This is a genomic window from Acinetobacter sp. Res13-Abat-PEC15-P4-01 (genome assembly GCF_015676285.1).
Lineage (GTDB): Bacteria > Pseudomonadota > Gammaproteobacteria > Pseudomonadales > Moraxellaceae > Acinetobacter > Acinetobacter nematophilus.
Genome location: NZ_JADAIN010000020.1, coordinates 366,048 through 383,135, shown reverse-complemented (window position 1 = coordinate 383,135; position 17,088 = coordinate 366,048). Strand labels below are relative to the sequence as shown.

General features: G+C 41.1%; 13 protein-coding genes. 3 read left to right on the top strand and 10 right to left on the bottom strand.

The genetic code is table 11. The annotated features are described in order from the left end of the window. Positions 1 to 164 precede the first annotated feature (164 nt). The 6 genes from IMO47_RS08740 to IMO47_RS08715 all read right to left on the bottom strand — a co-directional run bounded on the left by IMO47_RS08740 (position 165) and on the right by IMO47_RS08715 (position 7,576). The gene (locus tag IMO47_RS08740) at positions 165 to 1,349 is read right to left on the bottom strand and encodes a hypothetical protein (RefSeq protein ID WP_196074763.1); all 1,185 of its coding nucleotides are present in this window, start codon (positions 1,347 to 1,349) and stop codon (positions 165 to 167) included. Positions 1,350 to 1,505: 156 nt separating this feature from the next. Beyond that, positions 1,506 to 3,002: an aldehyde dehydrogenase gene (locus IMO47_RS08735; RefSeq protein WP_196074762.1), complete on the bottom strand. Its 1,497-nt coding sequence runs from the start codon at positions 3,000 to 3,002 to the stop codon at positions 1,506 to 1,508. Next, positions 3,002 to 3,907: a dihydrodipicolinate synthase family protein gene (locus IMO47_RS08730; RefSeq protein ID WP_196074761.1), complete on the bottom strand. Its 906-nt coding sequence runs from the start codon at positions 3,905 to 3,907 to the stop codon at positions 3,002 to 3,004. Before IMO47_RS08730 ends, IMO47_RS08735 begins: the two co-directional genes overlap by 1 nt. A gap of 72 nt (positions 3,908 to 3,979) precedes the next feature. Then, complete coding sequence (locus IMO47_RS08725) at positions 3,980 to 5,308, bottom strand: MFS transporter (RefSeq protein ID WP_196074760.1); 1,329 nt, start codon at positions 5,306 to 5,308, stop codon at positions 3,980 to 3,982. A gap of 188 nt (positions 5,309 to 5,496) precedes the next feature. After that, positions 5,497 to 6,822, bottom strand: coding sequence for an FAD-binding oxidoreductase (locus IMO47_RS08720; protein ID WP_196074759.1), 1,326 nt, complete (start codon positions 6,820 to 6,822; stop codon positions 5,497 to 5,499). Between the two features lie 76 nt (positions 6,823 to 6,898). Next, entirely contained in the window at positions 6,899 to 7,576 is a 678-nt protein-coding gene (locus IMO47_RS08715) for a GntR family transcriptional regulator (protein WP_196074758.1), read from the bottom strand. Between the two features lie 849 nt (positions 7,577 to 8,425). Here IMO47_RS08715 and IMO47_RS08710 point away from each other — a divergent pair. The 3 genes from IMO47_RS08710 (at position 8,426) to IMO47_RS08700 (ending at position 12,285) form a co-directional block, all read left to right on the top strand. Continuing rightward, positions 8,426 to 10,015, top strand: coding sequence for an alkaline phosphatase (locus IMO47_RS08710; protein WP_196074757.1), 1,590 nt, complete (start codon positions 8,426 to 8,428; stop codon positions 10,013 to 10,015). 15 nt (positions 10,016 to 10,030) lie between these two features. Then, complete coding sequence (locus tag IMO47_RS08705; RefSeq protein ID WP_196074756.1) at positions 10,031 to 11,560, top strand: alkaline phosphatase; 1,530 nt, start codon at positions 10,031 to 10,033, stop codon at positions 11,558 to 11,560. A gap of 68 nt (positions 11,561 to 11,628) precedes the next feature. Then, on the top strand, positions 11,629 to 12,285 hold the full coding sequence (locus IMO47_RS08700; protein WP_196074755.1) for a hypothetical protein: 657 nt from the start codon (positions 11,629 to 11,631) through the stop codon (positions 12,283 to 12,285). Positions 12,286 to 12,439: 154 nt separating this feature from the next. Here IMO47_RS08700 and IMO47_RS08695 read toward each other — a convergent pair whose 3' ends face one another. From IMO47_RS08695 to IMO47_RS08680, 4 genes are all read right to left on the bottom strand, one after another. Then, positions 12,440 to 13,702 carry a carbohydrate porin gene (locus tag IMO47_RS08695; RefSeq protein ID WP_196074754.1) on the bottom strand — a complete coding sequence of 421 codons (1,263 nt, stop codon included), beginning with the start codon at positions 13,700 to 13,702 and terminating at the stop codon, positions 12,440 to 12,442. Between the two features lie 161 nt (positions 13,703 to 13,863). Continuing rightward, on the bottom strand, positions 13,864 to 14,868 hold the full coding sequence (locus IMO47_RS08690; protein WP_196074753.1) for a transketolase C-terminal domain-containing protein: 1,005 nt from the start codon (positions 14,866 to 14,868) through the stop codon (positions 13,864 to 13,866). Positions 14,869 to 14,881: 13 nt separating this feature from the next. Beyond that, the gene (locus IMO47_RS08685) at positions 14,882 to 15,727 is read right to left on the bottom strand and encodes a transketolase (RefSeq protein ID WP_196074752.1); all 846 of its coding nucleotides are present in this window, start codon (positions 15,725 to 15,727) and stop codon (positions 14,882 to 14,884) included. A 15-nt stretch (positions 15,728 to 15,742) separates the two neighbouring features. Beyond that, entirely contained in the window at positions 15,743 to 17,041 is a 1,299-nt protein-coding gene (locus IMO47_RS08680; RefSeq protein ID WP_196074772.1) for an MFS transporter, read from the bottom strand. Between the last annotated feature and the right edge of the window lie 47 nt (positions 17,042 to 17,088).

The following is a 17,088-nucleotide window of genomic DNA, read 5'->3' as shown; positions in this document are numbered from 1 at the left end:
ATTTACTCTGATTAAAATCATGGATAAATTGATTGATCAATCATCCATTTTCAAGGGTTGAATCGGGGTTTAAAAACATTGGTAGTATTTGAGTTTTGTCGTAAAACACTGCTTTTTTAGCATTGAGTTGTGTGACCATCGTGACTGCGTCATCAACCAACTTACTAAAAGTTATAGACCAACATCAGGTTCAGCAGCTTATTCCACTTAGCATCGTCCCCTTTTCCCAGTGAATTTACTGTCCCACCTACAAAAGGATCATTTTTACTCGTCAAATATTCAGTGTATAAAGTTGTATTCTTATATTCCCAAGCGAGTCCTGCGATATTACGTTGCGAGTTTTGAAACTGCTTCTGTTTTTTATCAAAACCACTGAACACTAAATATGGAGTGATACTCAAAGCCCCACTTACATGATCAAAACGATAACTGCTGTCGATCGTGTAGAAATAACCCTGATTGGCAATATCATATTCACTGTCAAACGAACCAAAGCCAGAACTGTCTGGTGTTAAGTCATCCTTGTTGGTGATCGACTGTCTGCCACCAGTCAGGACAATATTTAGATTTTTATAACCGATTCGATTGAACAATGCCCATGTATTTCTTGAACCATTTTCAGCTGTTTTATGATTTTCAATCTGTGAATACCAATAACTTGCACCTGCTGAAACCTTGAGATCATCATGATTTAAAAAGGGGCTTAAAACTTTTAAATCTTGATCTACACGTGCCATCCACATGTTCTTTTCTTGGAGGTTGGTTTTAAGTGGATCGGAAGACTTCACCATGTTGGCACTATAACGTGCTGAGTCTTTACTCTGACCGTGATAATTGCCTCCATCTGTAGCAAAGTAAGCCAAATCGAATTGGGTTGCTGATGGCATTTCAAAATGATAATTCACCCCAAGATTGTGAATATCCTGTAAACCCATGGTGTTATTGATACCTGCATAAAAACTGCTGTCCCAAAAACGGCCTGGGCCAAATGGGATGGGTTGTAAACCGACAGTAAGGTGATTTGTCTTGTTAAGACGATAACCTGCATAAGCATAGACAAGCGTGGAAAAATCACACAAAGTATCATACTGATAGCAGCGATACTCAGTTTTACCAAACCAATCAGGAGAGTCGTAAGCCAGTCGAAGAATGGCAGCATCCAATTTTATTTTTTGATCGGAAACAGCTTCACCATAATCTTTATCTTGATAATTGACCCGTAGTGTACCTGATAGTGTTAAAGCACCTGTTTCACTTTCTGCTGAGCCAAACGTAATCCCTGCCATAACGGGCATAGACATCCCCAGCGTCAATAATCCCAAGCTTAATATGTTTATTGTTTTAAGCATTTTTAATTCCTTTCTTTCCATGATTTATCGCAACAGTATGTTTTCAAAATTGTTAAACCCATCTGATGCAATGGTTGATGTCCTTGTCTGCTTCACAGAGCAAAGGTGAGGAATGACGAAAAGTCGAGCCCTGCATCATTCCATTTCCCTATATCGCTAGGCTTCAGAAACATCAATCCAGATTGTTTTCAGCTCTGTATATTGGTCATGCGCCCAAATTGATTTATCACGCCCACCAAAACCAGAGGCTTTATATCCTCCAAATGGCGTGGTGATATCACCTTCTCCAAAACAATTGACTGTGACCACACCGGCTTGAATTGCTCGTGCCAGTTTGATGGCATGACGTAAATTACTGGTGTAAACCGAGCCTGCAAGCCCATAGATCGTGTTATTTGCCAAAGCAATCGCTTCTTCAATGGTATTGAATGTGGTCACAGCAAGTACGGGTCCAAAAACTTCTTCTTGGAATAAAGTATCTGTGGCTTTCACGCCGTCTACCACGGTCGGTTCAACGAAGATTTCTTTTTTAGTCTGTCCACCATGCAGAATGTTGAGTTTTTCTGCTTTGGCTTGCTCGATATAGGATTTTACCTTTTCAAAATGAGACTGACTGATCAACGCACCCAATTTATGTTCTGGATCAAGTGGATCACCCATTTTCCAATCCGTTAGGTGGATGCCGATCAAGCCCAATAATTCATCTTTAACATCGTGATGCACAATCAGGCGTGAAGAGGCTGAACAGTTCTCTCCCATGTTCCAAAAAGCACCGTTGACAATATGCTGAGCAACCAGATCCAAATCTTCAACGTCGTTCATCACCACAGCCGGGTTTTTACCGCCGCACTCGAGTACGATGCGTTTTAAATTTGATTCAGATGCATATTGAAGAAATAAGCGACCTGTTTCAGTAGAACCCGTGAAGCTGACCATGCTGACATCCATATGTCTGCCTATAGGTTCACCCACTTCACGTCCCCCACCCGGCAGCACATTCAATACCCCCGCAGGAAGACCTGCTTCAACAGACAGTTCAGCAACACGCAATGCTGTCAAAGTTGTTTCTTTTGCAGGTTTTACCACTATAGAACAGCCTGCCGCTAAAGCAGGACCAATTTTCCAAGCCAACATGAGCAGTGGAAAATTCCACGGTAAAACCAAACCGACGACACCAATTGCCTCACGCTCAATAATGGATAAAGTATCAGTTCCCACAGGCGCAGTGTTGTCATAAATTTTATCAATCAATTCAGCATGCCAACGGATGGTATGAATCATTTCAGGAATATCAGTGAGCTGACATTCACGAATAGGTTTACCACTGTCCAAACTTTCCATGACTGCAAGTTCAATGGTATGCGCTTCAAGTAAATCGGCAAATTTGAATAGAATATGTTTGCGCTGATTTGGTGAAAGCTTACTCCAACGTCCATCTTCAAATGCTGCTTTGGCATGCTCAACAGCAATATTGACGTCCTGTTCATTGCAGGCAGTGATCTCAGCGAGCACTTCACCTGTTGCAGGATTGGTGGTTGTAAATTTTTTCCCTGAAACAGAAGCTTGAAATTTGTGATTGATAAAAGCCAATGTTGGAAACTTTAATTTTTGTGCAATATCACGATATTCTGCTGCGCTTAACAACTCAGCCATTACACACCTCCTGTAATCGCTGCAACGTCACGTTTAAGTTGCGCAACAATAGTTTGGAATGCATGCTTTTTCTCAGCATCCATATCTTGCAGCGGTGCACGCACACCTCCCGTACTTAAGCCATTCAATTCACAACCGTATTTAATACATTGAATAAAATGACCCGTTTCAAGAAAATCCATCAATGGCATCATTGCAGCCATGATCCGGCGCCCTTTATCAAAGTCTTTTTCGATGACACATGCTTCATATAAGGCAATGTGTTCACGTGGAATAAAATTGGAACCTGCACAAGTCCAGCTGCGAGCTCCCCAGGCAAAGAACTCAAGTGCTTGATCATCCCAACCACATGAAATTTCCAACTTTGGATAATGACGTGCCAACATATGCAGCTGATTCATCTCGCCGGAACTCTCTTTCAGTCCGACAAAATTTTTAGATTCAGCAAAAACCGTATCAAAAAATTCTTTACCCATACTCACGCCCATACGTGCCGGATAGTTATAGAACATCACGGGTAAATCTGCTGCTTGGTCTATGCTCAAAGCATGAACCGCCACTTCTTTTTCAGTGGGCAATGCATAAGGTGGGATTGTCACCAGAATACTGTCCGCTTGAATTTGCTTGGCAACTTTTGCAAATTCCACTGAATCTTCAGTACGAATAGCCCCTGTACCCACCATCAAAGGTAGACGTGAACCAATCACTTCTTTTGCATACTTCGCTAAGTCATAACGCTCTTGCGCAGTATGCGCGTAATATTCACCTGTAGTCGCTGCGACAATAACCCCATGTACTTTTGTATCAATCAAGTATTCTAGAACATCAGCAAAAGCTGCTTTGTCTATTGAACCGTCTACTGCCAATGGGGTAATGACAGGCGTGTAAATGCCATCAAAATTCATGTTCTGTTCTCCATTTAAAGTGTGATACGTTTGCCATTGCTCAGTGTGAAATCATGGCTAGATTTTTCAGAATTAATTCAAGGTTGTGGACTGTTCCAAACTCATTCCACGTGTTTCAGGTGCAAATGCCAGAGAGACTACCAGCCCCAACAGCGTGACAGCCGCTGCCGCATACATGGTATTTGCAATCCCAATTGAATCCAGCGACATCGGCACTAACCATGTCCCTATTGCCGCACCAATCCGTGAGAATGCAGCGCCAATTCCCACGCCAATGGGACGTATCTGTGTGGGAAACAGTTCGTTTGGATAAACAAACTGCAAGACTTGTGCACCACCAATAAACAGTGCATATAGTCCAAATAAAACCAAAATAAGCACAGGCGAAGCTTCTGAGAAAAAGCCCAAACCCAGTAACGCCAAACCCGACCACAGAAAACTTTGAATGACCATGCTACGACGCCCCATGTGGTTGATTAGGCGAGTCGCAAGCACACACCCCACAACAAACAATAAGGTGATGGCAACTGATCCATACGCCGCCCAATCACCTTTTAAATGCAAGGCATCCAGCACTTTTGGCGCAAAGGCATAAACCGCAAAGACTGGAATAACTGAACATGCCCAAAACATCGAGACAAAAAATACCCGTGTTCCATAACCTGACGTTAAGAAACTGCTTAAGGAAATTTTCTTTTCTAGAATTTGTGATTGCAGGTTATTCAGTGAAAAAGTTGGTCCATAGACTTTTTTGATAATTGCATCTGCTTCAGCTGCACGTCCTTTACTCAATAACCAGCGTGGGGACTCAGGTGTTCCTAAACGTAGAACAATCAGTAAGATACCAATCACGGCGGGGCTAGCCAGTACCCACCGCCAAGCATCTTCAAAGTGACTGTTTAAAATCAGGTTTCCGACGATATAAGCCAGCGCAGCTCCTACAAACCATAAAATGGTCAACATGGCCAAACGTGGTCCTCGCGACTGTTGTGGTAAAAACTCGGCAAGCAGAGAACCTGCAATCGTGTATTCAAATCCGACACCGATGCCGATTACGAAACGACACAGGAACAACATCATTGCTGACTCTACCCAGTATTGGATTAGAGAACACAAGGTAAATAAGATCGGCGCAACAAAATAAAGTTTCTGTCGTCCCATTAAACCGCCAAGCCAACCACCGAGAAAACTTCCAAAAAAGATTCCAATCAAAGCTGAGGCAGCAATCATGCCTTGCCAAAAGCTCGTCAATTGCAATGCTGAAGACAGTTGTACCATTGCCACACCGACAATACTGAGCACATAACCATCTAAGAGCCATCCTCCACCAGTACGGATGGTCAAAAGTTGATGAAACCTATTTAAAGGTACATCCTCTATAGAAACATTATTTGTTGTCATTTCTGTCTCCGATCCTTCAATATTAAGGATGTGCTTCCTACACATTTCCTAAAACAAGGCTGAACAAAACCTGCAAAATTGAATCCTCAATTTCACTGCAATGAAGTGCTGCTGTATTTAGGAAGACTGAATTAATTTAAATCGTTTAAATTCAAAATCTAAAAATAAGCTTTCATGAAGTAGACATATTAACTCTCCAATCCAGCTTTCATTTGCCCCCACCACAGGGTTGCATTCACACCGATGGATAAAAAGGGTTCTGGTGGAACTTTATTCGGCCCAGACGTTGCCAGTAAAAAATCAGTTAATTCACTTCGTTCGCCGGCAAGCCAATCTGCCAACAATGTTCCTGTCACCGTACCACGTGTAATACCCAGACCATTGCAGCATAGTGCGCCAAAAACATTGGGTGCCAACTGTCCAAAAAAGCCTTTATGATTCTGTGAAAGTGCCAGTGAACCACTCCATGTATATTCAAAATCCACCGCAGGCAACATGGGAAATCTATTCATAAAAGACTGTTGATGGCGTTGTATAAAACGGTTTAGACAATGTGGCTTGGGTTGTCCGTTGGGATTAAAACTAAAACTGTTTCGTATGAGAATACGATGATCATGCGTTCGGCGAACGGTACTGCCAAAAGGGTCCGAAGGAATCACGCCCCAGAAATCTTTTCCGCCCAGTTGAGCTTGTTCATTTTCTGTCAAAGGTCGCGTCATACTGGCATAGAGAAAAACAGGCAACATGGTGCGTTGAATCTGTGAAAAACCAAATCGTTGTCCAAAAGCATTATTGGCAAGGATCAGTTTATCAACGATAATTTGTCCATTTTCATGTTTTAGAACAACTTTATCTCCATATTCAACTTCTGTAATTGCGGTATTTTCATACAGCGTGACATTGGATGGCAAACTGTCAGCCAAGCCTTTTACCAATGCTGATGGCTGTAATAAAATCGTGCCTGGGGTAAACAATGCCTTTTTATAAAATGAAGTTCCGATGTGATGCGGCAAGTCCTGTTCACTGATCACCTGATAATCTTGGCCCAACTTATCCAACCCGCGTTGATATGCCTCCAATACTGCAATACCGCGAGTTTCAACCGCACCCTGATATTTGCCACTACTGCGCATATGACAATCAATACCGTGTGTTTGTACCTGTGTTTGAAGAAGTGATTGACCCAGTAAATTGAGCTTTAAAGTCGTTTTAGCAATTTCAATATCACCAATATAATCTTCTGCGCCAATATCATGGGGGAGATCAATAGCAAAGCCGGCATTGCGACCTGCTGTACCATATCCGACTTCCTGTGCTTCAATCAAAATCACTTCGTCATGGGGAAAATGTTCTGCCAAACGTCTTGCAGCGGCCAGTCCGGTATAACCCGCACCAATTACAGCCCATCTTGCTGAGCTTGTGCCTGAATGGCTCACTTTGACTTGTCTTTGTTGACTTAAGTGATACCAAGCGCATTGTTGATCATCTGCGGGTAAAGCGGTGACTTTTGTCATCTTTATCAAACTCCATTGATAGATTCACTTCGTATTCCACTGTGAAGTGAGCAAGTATTTTTAAATCTTTCGCTGATCAATAAGAAACTGGTACGTCTAAGCCTGTTGGCACAACATATTCAGCCATTCGGCGGCGAGATAAATCCATATGCAATCTAATGATCTCACCTGCTTCACCTGCATTGTGAGATTCAATTGCTTGAATGATTTGCTCATGCTGTAAAACCGCCGTATTCAAATCTTCCTGCATATCCTCAGTAGTTGGAGAACGGTAAAAAATTTTACCTAAACGGGCATGATCAATCAGTAAACGCTGTAAACTTGGTAATAAGTACGGGTTATCTGCAATCCTTCCAATTTCCAAATGAAATTGATTGTTAAAGTAAACCCGTCCTTCTATGTCACCTTGATCAATCGCCTCTCGAAATGATCGTTGAATCTGTTTGAGTTGTTTAATTTCAATTTGTGTTGCATTGATGGCTGCCAACTGCGTGGTCGAAATATAAATTAATGGAGCAGCTAAGAAAAAATTTCGAAGCGACTGATGACTCATTGAAGACACACGAGTTGCACGATTTGCCTCTAGTTCCAAGTATCCTTCTGCTGCCATCTGCCTTAAGAGTTCTCTAACAGGAGAACGAGAAAGTCCAAACTCCTCACTGAGAGCAACTTCATCAACAATTGCACCTGGTGCCAATTCCATGCTTATAATTCGACGCTTTAATGCTTCAGCCAACAGTATTTTCTTGTCCATAAAACATCCCTGCATTTAACCAGATATCATTTTCAATCCATCCAGATTGTGTCGACACATTGTCTAATTCCCGATTTTTTAAATCATACAATGTGTCGACATAGCAAAAAGATAATAAAAAGGACAGAAAATATAAGAAACTGACCTAAAGCATGATTTTTTGTGCACAAAATAAATGAGAGGGATTTTTTACATTTACCCCTTAAAATTAATATATAAAACAATTATTTATTTTTTTGACATTTAAAAGTATCAATATTATTGTCATTTTCAAGTAAAAATCCTGCTATCTCTTTTGAAAGAAATTGTATTGATCAAATATCTCAACTTAATTTATCGGTGTCAGCTTATATCAATGGCTTTTTACTTTTTATTGGCTAATCATTTAAATAAATGAATGTCATATATGAATATTCACTTTGATTACTGGCACATAGCAAAAGTTTATCTACATAATATTTGATGTCTGTGATCCAAAATTTATTGCTAAAATCAATCAAAATATCCATTAAAATACTGCTGAAGCTTTTTTTCAGTACACTGAACAGCAATCATGAAAAATAACATCGCATTGTTTTATCAATTTCTTAAAGAATTAAAGCGATTAAAGTGATAAAAAATTAAGTATGCATTACGCCCCCGCAAGCGTATCTTGCTTCATCAAGAAGTTTATTTTTTTCATATTCCCTGCCATTCAATCATTTATAAAATTTCAATAACACCTCATCAAAATTACAATTTAGTCATTTTTAAGAAATTCTAAACTTAGCAATAAAAATGTCATCAACAGTAAATAGACTCAAATTGAACAAAAAAAGCCATTATTATTATTCAAAGGATATTTAGTTTATGTTCCTTCTAACAATGATCAAGAGGAAAAATCTTCTCGCATTCAGCTTGTTGACAATCCTTGGCGGCACAAGTATTACCGCTTGCTCGGATAGTGACAAAGATGGTCCACAAGTGGTCACACCTGTAAAACCGACCGCTAAGAATGTAATTTTCTTCTTGGGCGATGGAATGGGGATCACCACATTAACCGCTGCGCGAATTTATTCAGTGGGAGAAGATGGTGATTTAACCATTGATCGCTTACCCGAATCAGCTTTTGTACGGACTTTTTCTGAAGACGGTCAAGTCACAGACAGTGCTCCATCAATGGCTGCCTATATGACTGGCGTGAAAATGAAAAATGAAGTCATTTCCATGCAGACAGGTACGGTTGCTACACCACCCAATAGCAATGGTACAAGCAACTGTGATGCTGCTGCGGACAATAAAGATAAAAAACCAGCAGAAACACTGCTTGAACTTGCCAAGTCAAGAGGAATGGGCACAGGTATTGTCACCACAACCCGTGTAACTCATGCTACTCCAGCAACAACCTATGCGCATGTTTGTCACCGTGACGCAGAAAATGATATTGCAGCACAATTGGTTCCAGGCGGTAAAGGTGCGGGCTATGCAGCATACAACAGTAAACTCAAAGATGGCGTGGATGTGATTTTGGGTGGAGGTTTGAGACAATTTAAACCCACCACTGCCGGTGGAAAACGTGCCGATGGTCGAGATCTCATTCAGGAAATGCAAAAGCAAGGTTATACCTTTGTGGCAAATGGAACTGATTTTAACAAAGTCGATCCGAGCAAAACTCAAAAGCTTTTAGGCTTATTTAATTCCAGTCATCTCAATTACGATCTTGATCGAATCAATAAAAAAATTGATGAACCGAGTCTTGCCGATCTCACCAGTAAGGCAATTGACGTACTACAAGCCAAAAATAAAAGCTTTTTTCTCATGGTGGAAGGTGGACGTATCGATCATGCACTCCATGACACCAATGCGAAAAGAGGACTTCAAGATACCGTAGCATTTGACAATGCCATTCAAACAGCAATCGAAAAAATCCGTAAAACAGACCCCGAACTTAAGAATACTCTGATAGTGGTGACTGCTGACCATGACCATACAATGGTATTGAATGGTTATGCAAAACGTACGGGAAAATATGTCAAGGGGGGTGAAACCAGTGTTCTTGGACTGGTTAAAAACTATAACGGTGATGGTGTCGCAAAAGATATCAATGGCAACCCTTACGCCATTATCGGTTTTGGTACTGGAAAAAAACGGCTCGATTTTGATCGAAAAGAACCACGTGGCGCTTTGCTAGACAGTGATATTTGTAATCCTGTCAGTGGACCTGCTGGAAATTATACCGATAGTCTCGGTACAAAAATCAGCACAGTGGGATGGTGTACAGGTGTCGCCTCGGATGACTTCCAGCAAGAAGCGGTTGTGCAGACAGGATTTGCAGATGATGAAACTCACGGAGGAACGGATGTATTTTTAGGCGCCATTGGAGCAGGATCGGAAAACTTTCATGGCAGTCTGGAAAATACTGAAGTTTTCCAACGTATTCGTAAAGCCATTGGTCTGTAAACAAGGAATATAACCATGTCAAAAAATATAAAATTAAACAAACTGAATCTCATCTCCCCGATCATGGGTGCTACATTATTACTCAGCAGTCTGTCTGTTCAAGCCGCGGGTGAAGCAAAAAATATCATCTTTTTTCTTGGTGATGGTATGGGACCAACAGTAGTCACAGCCAGTCGAATCTATGCCTATGGCGAATCAGGAAAACTCACCATGGATACATTTAGTCGTTCGGTACGTATCAAAACATTTTCAGAAGATGGACAAACCACAGACAGTGCTCCCTCCATGGCGGCATATATGACTGGACAAAAAACTCGCAATGAAGTGATTGGAATGACGCCTGGTACAGTTGCTGTAGAACCCGGCTCAGGAAAAGCACCTGATGGGACACAGGTTTCAAATGCTGTAAACCGTTGTCCAGAACCAGGTTCAAGCACTGCGGCGGGAACACCTGCAATGACGATTCTTGAGTTGGCAAAAGCCAGAGGTAAAAAAGTCGGTGCAATCACCACAACTGAGTTGACCCATGCAACCCCTGCTGCAACATTTGCACATGTCTGCAATCGGAATGCGCAGTTTGAAATTGCCCGTCAAATTATTCCTGGTGGAGTTGGCTACAACAGCAAATTACTGGATGGTGTGGATGTATTGATGGGCGGTGGTCGTAATCACTTCACCCCATACAGCATGAGCAATAGCAGAGGACGTATTGACGGGCGTAATTTATTGAGTGAATTGGCTGCCAAAGGTTATACCGTAGCTGCAAATAAAGCTGAAATGCAAGCGGCACCCCTCAACAAAAAATATATTGGTCTTTATACAGCTACCTCTCACCTTGCCTATGATCTGGATCGTTTAAATGGAAAGGCGCCTGATCAACCTAGTCTTGCAGAAATGACGGTGAAATCATTGGAAATGCTACAGGCACAAAGTGGCGATAAAGGTTACTTTTTGATGGTTGAAGGCGGTCGTATTGATCATGCTCTGCATGGTACCAATGCCAAACGCTCATTCCAAGACACCATTGCCTTTGATAATGCAATCAAAGCAGCATTGGACAAAGTGAAACAAACTGACCCTGACCTGAAAAACACCCTAATCGTGGTCACAGCAGACCATGACCACACCTTAACCTTTAATGGCTACAATGCTCGTACTGGAAAAACCACATCGACTAATCCCGGGATTCTAGGGCTAAGCTATCTGTATGCTGTGGCAAGCAGTGCTGCTGCACCAAATCGTATATTGGCGGATGGTAAACCACATGCGCCTGCCGTTGATGTGAATGGTCGCAATGGATCAGTACTGGTATTCGGTAATGGGGGAGGACCACGTCCGACATCTCGTGCCAGCATTTCAGAACAAGAAGCTGCCGCTGATGATTATCTACAAGAAGTTGGCATTCGCATGGGTGCGCCGGGTTCAGAAACACATGGAGGGGGGGATGTTCTACTTTATGCAGAAGGTGCCGGTTCATCGATATTCAAAGGAACACGTGATAACACTTGGGTCTTTAGTAAATTAAAAGAAGCGTTTGGTTTCTAAATTTCGATCCATTTAAGACCTCAGCGAGAAATATCAGCTGAGGTTTTCTTGCTTATACAGGATTATTTATGCGTTTTATGATCATGCTGTTATTTGTCTCCTCCATCCACGCTGTTCAAGCTGCACCAGTGCTTAAAGCAACCATTAGCCGTGAGTCCCAAGTGATTGGAAATGATGGTATTACCCACACTTCGGTATTTCAGGAACGTATGTATCGGGATCAAAATAACGTTTGGCTTGAGCGAGTTCTTCCCAAACATCATCAACATTCAACTGAGATAAAAAATAAACCCAACCATAAACACTTGGATTTATCGGAAACAGCACAACATTATTTTATCGACAATAAAAAAACAACACGACTTAATCTGGTTCTGCCAGAAGATAAAACTGTGGTTCATTTACAAAATGTAGATATCGAAATGCTCGGTTTAACTCACTGTTGGACCTGTGTCTTTTCCATCTTTGATTCCAGGTCACTGAAAAAAATGAAAATCACGCAACAAGGCAATGGCTATACATGGTACGAAAGCCAAAATGCAAAAAATAAGATTAAAATCAAATGGGACAATAAAAACAATCTAGCGCTGATCATCGATATTCGCAGTTTAAACGGACAGAGTTATAGCCTGACCAAAACCCACATTCAACACGTGAACATTACGCCACCATGGACTCAATACGGCAAATTCATCTCGAAGGAATATGCCGACTTTGGGGACTAATATTGTTACATAGATTTCAATATATGGTTCAGACAAAGTATTTTACTTGATCATTCATGTCACACTTGGACATAGAATTAAATTTTGCTCCAAAGCCGCGACCATAATCTAAAACAGTTAAATACAATTTTCAGATCCTTAAAATGAAGATTGCTTAAAAAATAATTTTCGAGCTTAAGCCTAGCACTAGAGCATTATCCACATAACTCGTTGCCCCAGGATTGATTACATATTGAATATTAGGTCTCAACATCAACCATTTCATTGGAAAATATGAATAGTTCACCTCAATATTATATTCAGCATCCTGATTAATCGCTTGGTGTGTTCGGCTGTAACGATCACTCACATCAACTCTATTCACAGCAAAACCTACAATATCATTGGGATGATGATTTAAAAGTCCCACATACTTCAAACCCATTTGTTGCATATTTTCAATTTTGTTCGTGGTTTGATCATGAAAGCTGAAATTCATAAAAGCATACAGCCCTTGATGAGTTGAGTCTTTGTGGGTTAATTGTTGTTCCACAACTCCCCACATCCCATATGTGCGAGATTCAGGTTCTCCTGTCACGATATCTTTTTGGTTTTTGAGATCGTCAGCCGTATTGTAAAATGCACCTATACGATAAATTCCAACTAAGTTATTAATCGCCTGTTTACGCTGCCAGACAAGTTCAACAGGAATATTGACGCCATCGGCATCTTTTGTATCCAAATTCCATCCTTCACTTTCTTCCAAGTTTTTGGGGTTATATTCGAATACACCAAATTGTATAAAGGTCTCAGGGTTAAAACTATATTTAGACATTACAGCCCATTGGCTGACAGGTGCATTCATCCATTTACTGCCTTGCCATTTCCCCATTTGCGCACCGCAAAAAGAATTATTTTGAAAGTCACAGGACATCACATTGAAATAAGTTCCCATGGCAAAACGCCCAACTCGAATACTGGTAGCTGCGTTACTAAAATTCTTTTCGATCGATAGTTCTGCAAGCCTTGTACCCGAATTACCTCGTCCATAATTTGCCTGTACATTGGCCAATTGCGGTGCTTGCGGATCGGAAATCTGCTCTACTGATACACTCTGCCCTTGTCTTGCCATAATTAAAGCTCGAACAGTCACCCCTTCCATATTTATCAATTTTTCTAAATCTAAGGTTGAACCCAGTGAAAACTGGCTAACATATGTTGGGTCTTGTCGTGGGGCATATCCTCCATCTGCCAAGTAAGCAATATCGAGATTGGAACTAGCATCAAATTTGATTCCTTTATCCACTAGCTGTTTCCGTTCACCCTCCCAATCTCCTGTTAAATTTGTCCGATTCACATCAAATAAGTTCTCAGCAAAACAAGCTGTATTTGTTCCAATAAGAACACCAATAAGACATAAAAAATTACTTTTTTTCATTGCACAATCCCTGCAAATTTTGAATATCAGTTTCCCTAAACAGCGAATTGAATAAGCTATTTTGAGTGATTAAATTGGATTAAAATTAGTGTGATAAAATTGCAGCATGGCGGGACTCCTGTCATACACCATGCTCAATTCACTAATAGAGTTGGACTCTCTTAGATTAAGTGATTTTTAATTTTCTCTTTAACTGCTTCTGTAGAAATACCATAACGATCATGCAATGTTGGTAATGCTCCAGCATCTAAAAATGCATCTGGTAAACCAATCATATCAAAACGTGGATGTTGCCCATTTCTTAACAGCAATGTTCCAACTGCCTCACCTAAGCCCCCAACCACAGAATGATTTTCAGCAGTAAGTACTGGTCGTCCTTCTTTTGCAACTTCAGCTAAAATCGTTTCTTCATCAAGAGGCTTAATGGTTGGGACATGTAGAACTGAAACTTCAATTCCTTCTTTTTCAAGTTCTTCAGCGGCCTCAAGCGCACGCATAGTCAGCAGCCCTGTAGAAATAATCAACAGGTCTTTGCCAGGTTTAATAACTTGAGCCTTACCTAATTTAAATTGGTAGTTATATTTATCCAGTACCAATGGAACTTGACCACGTAACAAACGCATATAAACAGGACCTTGATGAGCAGCGATCTGCGGAATAGCCTGTTCAATTTCCAAAGCATCACATGGATCAATGATCATTAAATTTGGCATTCCACGGAAAATTGCAATGTCTTCTGTGGCTTGGTGACTTGGTCCATATCCTGTAGTTAAACCAGGAAGGGCTGCTACAATTTTCACATTCAGATTATCTTCGGCAATCGCCATACAAATAAAATCATAAGCACGACGTGAGGCGAATACAGCATAAGTCGTGGCAAAAGGAACGAAGCCTTCTCGAGCTAATCCAGCCGCAGCACTCATCAAGAGTTGTTCTGCCATTCCCATTTGAAAGAACTTGTCTGGATTTTGATTCGCGAAAATATGTAGATCTGTATATTTGGATAGATCTGCGGATAATCCAACAATATCATCACGTTCTTTCGCTAGCGCGTTTAAAGCATGTCCAAATGGTGCAGGCTTGGTTGGTTGCCCTTCTGCAGCTATCGAAGCAATCATGGCAGACGTTTTTAATTTTTTCTTAGGGGAGTTCGCTAATTGGCTCATGGATCTAAACTCCTTATTTGCCGTAATGGGTTAATATATTTAAAGCTTCATCCCATTCGCGTTCATCCACGCGAATAAAATGTGTTTTTTCACGACTTTCTAAAAAAGAAACACCTTTACCCATTTGGGTATCGCAAATAATGACTCTTGGGCATGCTCCTTTATGGTTTTTTGCTTGATCGAAAGCATCAAGTAAAGCTTCCATATTGTTGCCATCTACGCGTTGCGTATACCAACCAAAAGACTTCCAACGATCTACAATCGGTTCAAAAGCAAGAATTTCACTTGAATGCCCATCGGCTTGCTGATTATTCACATCAATAATTGCAATTAGATTATCTAATTTCCAATGTGAAGCTGACATAACGGCTTCCCATGTCGAGCCTTCATTGAGCTCACCGTCTGATAGGAAGTTATAAACAAAAGACTCTGATTTCTTTTGCTTTAATCCTAGGCAAGCACCTACCGCAATACCTAAACCATGCCCCAAAGAACCACCTGTGATTTCCATACCTGGGGTATAGGTTGCCATGCCTGACATAGGTAAACGACTGTCATCAGAACCATACGTTTCTAGTTCTTCAACTGGAATAACTTTTGCTTCGATCAAAGCAGCATATAAAGCAATTGCATAATGCCCTATTGAAAGATAAAAGCGATCTCTTCCTTCCCACTCAGGATTTTCAGGCTGATATTTCATTGCATGAAAATAAGAAACTGCGAGTAGATCAGCTGCACCTAAGGCCTGTCCAACATAACCTTGGCCCTGTACTTGTCCCATACGTAACGCATGTTGACGAATGTTATATGCACGTTGCTGTAGTTCAGCAATACGAACTTCTTTATTAATATTTGACATGATGAACTTCTCTTATTAACGATTAACCAGTTTTGCTGGAACGCGCAGTACTAGGCTGGCGCCGACAACCAAGACTGCTGTGATTAAGAACATACCTATGGCATTCGAACCTGTATTAGTTGTAATCCAGCCAATGAGAAACGGAGAACAAAATCCAGCGAGATTGGCAAAACTATTGATTCCTGCAATGCCTGCGGCGGCTGAAACACCACCTAAAAAGTTGGTTGGCAACATCCAAAATAAAGAAGATGCAGTGAGTACACCCGATGCCGCAATACATAAACAAATCAGTGATAGAGTTAGATTGGAGACAAACAAGGTTGCGAAGGTCAGTGCAACGGCACCAGCACACATAGGAATAATCAAATGCCAGCGACGCTCTCTAAAGTGATCTCCGCTACGGCCTGCTAACAGCATTACAACTATTGCACACATATAAGGTAGGCTGGTCAGCAAACCTATATGCCAGTTGTCGCTAATGCCCGAGTTACGAATTAAGGTAGGCAACCAGAAAGTAATTGCATATTGCCCCATTACGACACAAAAGTAGATTCCAGCAAGTAACCACAAGCGTTTATCACTAATGAAGTCTTTAATACTGCTATGCCCTTCTTTCTGTTGATTATCTTGAGCAATTTCTTGCTGAACTAAATTCTTTTCAGCACTTGTTAACCAATGTGCATCTTGAACAGAATCTTTTAGAACCGCGAGGACTAACAAACCAACAACCACTGTAGGTATAGCTTCAAGTACAAACATCCATTGCCAACCATGCCATCCTTGCACATTGTTCATTTGATCCATGATTAAGCCAGACAGAGGTCCACCAATCATTCCTGAAATTGGGATCGCAATAAACCACAGCACAGTCATACGGGCCCGACGATAAGATGGGAACCAATAGGTAAGATAAAGTAATAAACCTGGCGCTAATCCAGCTTCAGCAACACCGAGTAAGAAGCGTAAGGTATAGAATTGCCACTCTGTTTCAACAAATGCAAAACAGCCTGACAAAATACCCCATGTAATCATGATCCGAGCAATCCAACGTCGAGCACCAACTTTATGCAGCACAATGTTGCTCGGTACTTCACATAAGAAATATCCTATAAAGAAAATACCTGCGCCGAGTCCATAAACAGCTTCACTGAACTGTAAATCACTCATCATTTGAAGTTTGGCAAAACCAACATTTACACGGTCTAGGTAAGCACAAAAATAACAAAGCATCAAAAATGGCATCAGCCGAAATGCAATTTTTCGATATGCAGATTTACGAATAGCATCTGTATCAGATGAAAATACGGTATCCATCATGCGAGTCCCTTTACATTTGGCCACAATATCCTCTCGTGACCATA

Bases quoted from the DNA above. Each gene is read 5' to 3' on its own strand.
- IMO47_RS08740 (WP_196074763.1), bottom strand. From the start codon at position 1,349: ATGCTTAAAACAATAAACATATTAAGCTTGGGATTATTGACGCTGGGG.
- IMO47_RS08735 (WP_196074762.1), bottom strand. From the start codon at position 3,002: ATGGCTGAGTTGTTAAGCGCAGCAGAATATCGTGATATTGCACAAAAA.
- IMO47_RS08730 (WP_196074761.1), bottom strand. From the start codon at position 3,907: ATGAATTTTGATGGCATTTACACGCCTGTCATTACCCCATTGGCAGTA.
- IMO47_RS08725 (WP_196074760.1), bottom strand. From the start codon at position 5,308: ATGACAACAAATAATGTTTCTATAGAGGATGTACCTTTAAATAGGTTT.
- IMO47_RS08720 (WP_196074759.1), bottom strand. From the start codon at position 6,822: ATGACAAAAGTCACCGCTTTACCCGCAGATGATCAACAATGCGCTTGG.
- IMO47_RS08715 (WP_196074758.1), bottom strand. From the start codon at position 7,576: ATGGACAAGAAAATACTGTTGGCTGAAGCATTAAAGCGTCGAATTATA.
- IMO47_RS08710 (WP_196074757.1), top strand. From the start codon at position 8,426: ATGTTCCTTCTAACAATGATCAAGAGGAAAAATCTTCTCGCATTCAGC.
- IMO47_RS08705 (WP_196074756.1), top strand. From the start codon at position 10,031: ATGTCAAAAAATATAAAATTAAACAAACTGAATCTCATCTCCCCGATC.
- IMO47_RS08700 (WP_196074755.1), top strand. From the start codon at position 11,629: ATGCGTTTTATGATCATGCTGTTATTTGTCTCCTCCATCCACGCTGTT.
- IMO47_RS08695 (WP_196074754.1), bottom strand. From the start codon at position 13,702: ATGAAAAAAAGTAATTTTTTATGTCTTATTGGTGTTCTTATTGGAACA.
- IMO47_RS08690 (WP_196074753.1), bottom strand. From the start codon at position 14,868: ATGAGCCAATTAGCGAACTCCCCTAAGAAAAAATTAAAAACGTCTGCC.
- IMO47_RS08685 (WP_196074752.1), bottom strand. From the start codon at position 15,727: ATGTCAAATATTAATAAAGAAGTTCGTATTGCTGAACTACAGCAACGT.
- IMO47_RS08680 (WP_196074772.1), bottom strand. From the start codon at position 17,041: ATGGATACCGTATTTTCATCTGATACAGATGCTATTCGTAAATCTGCA.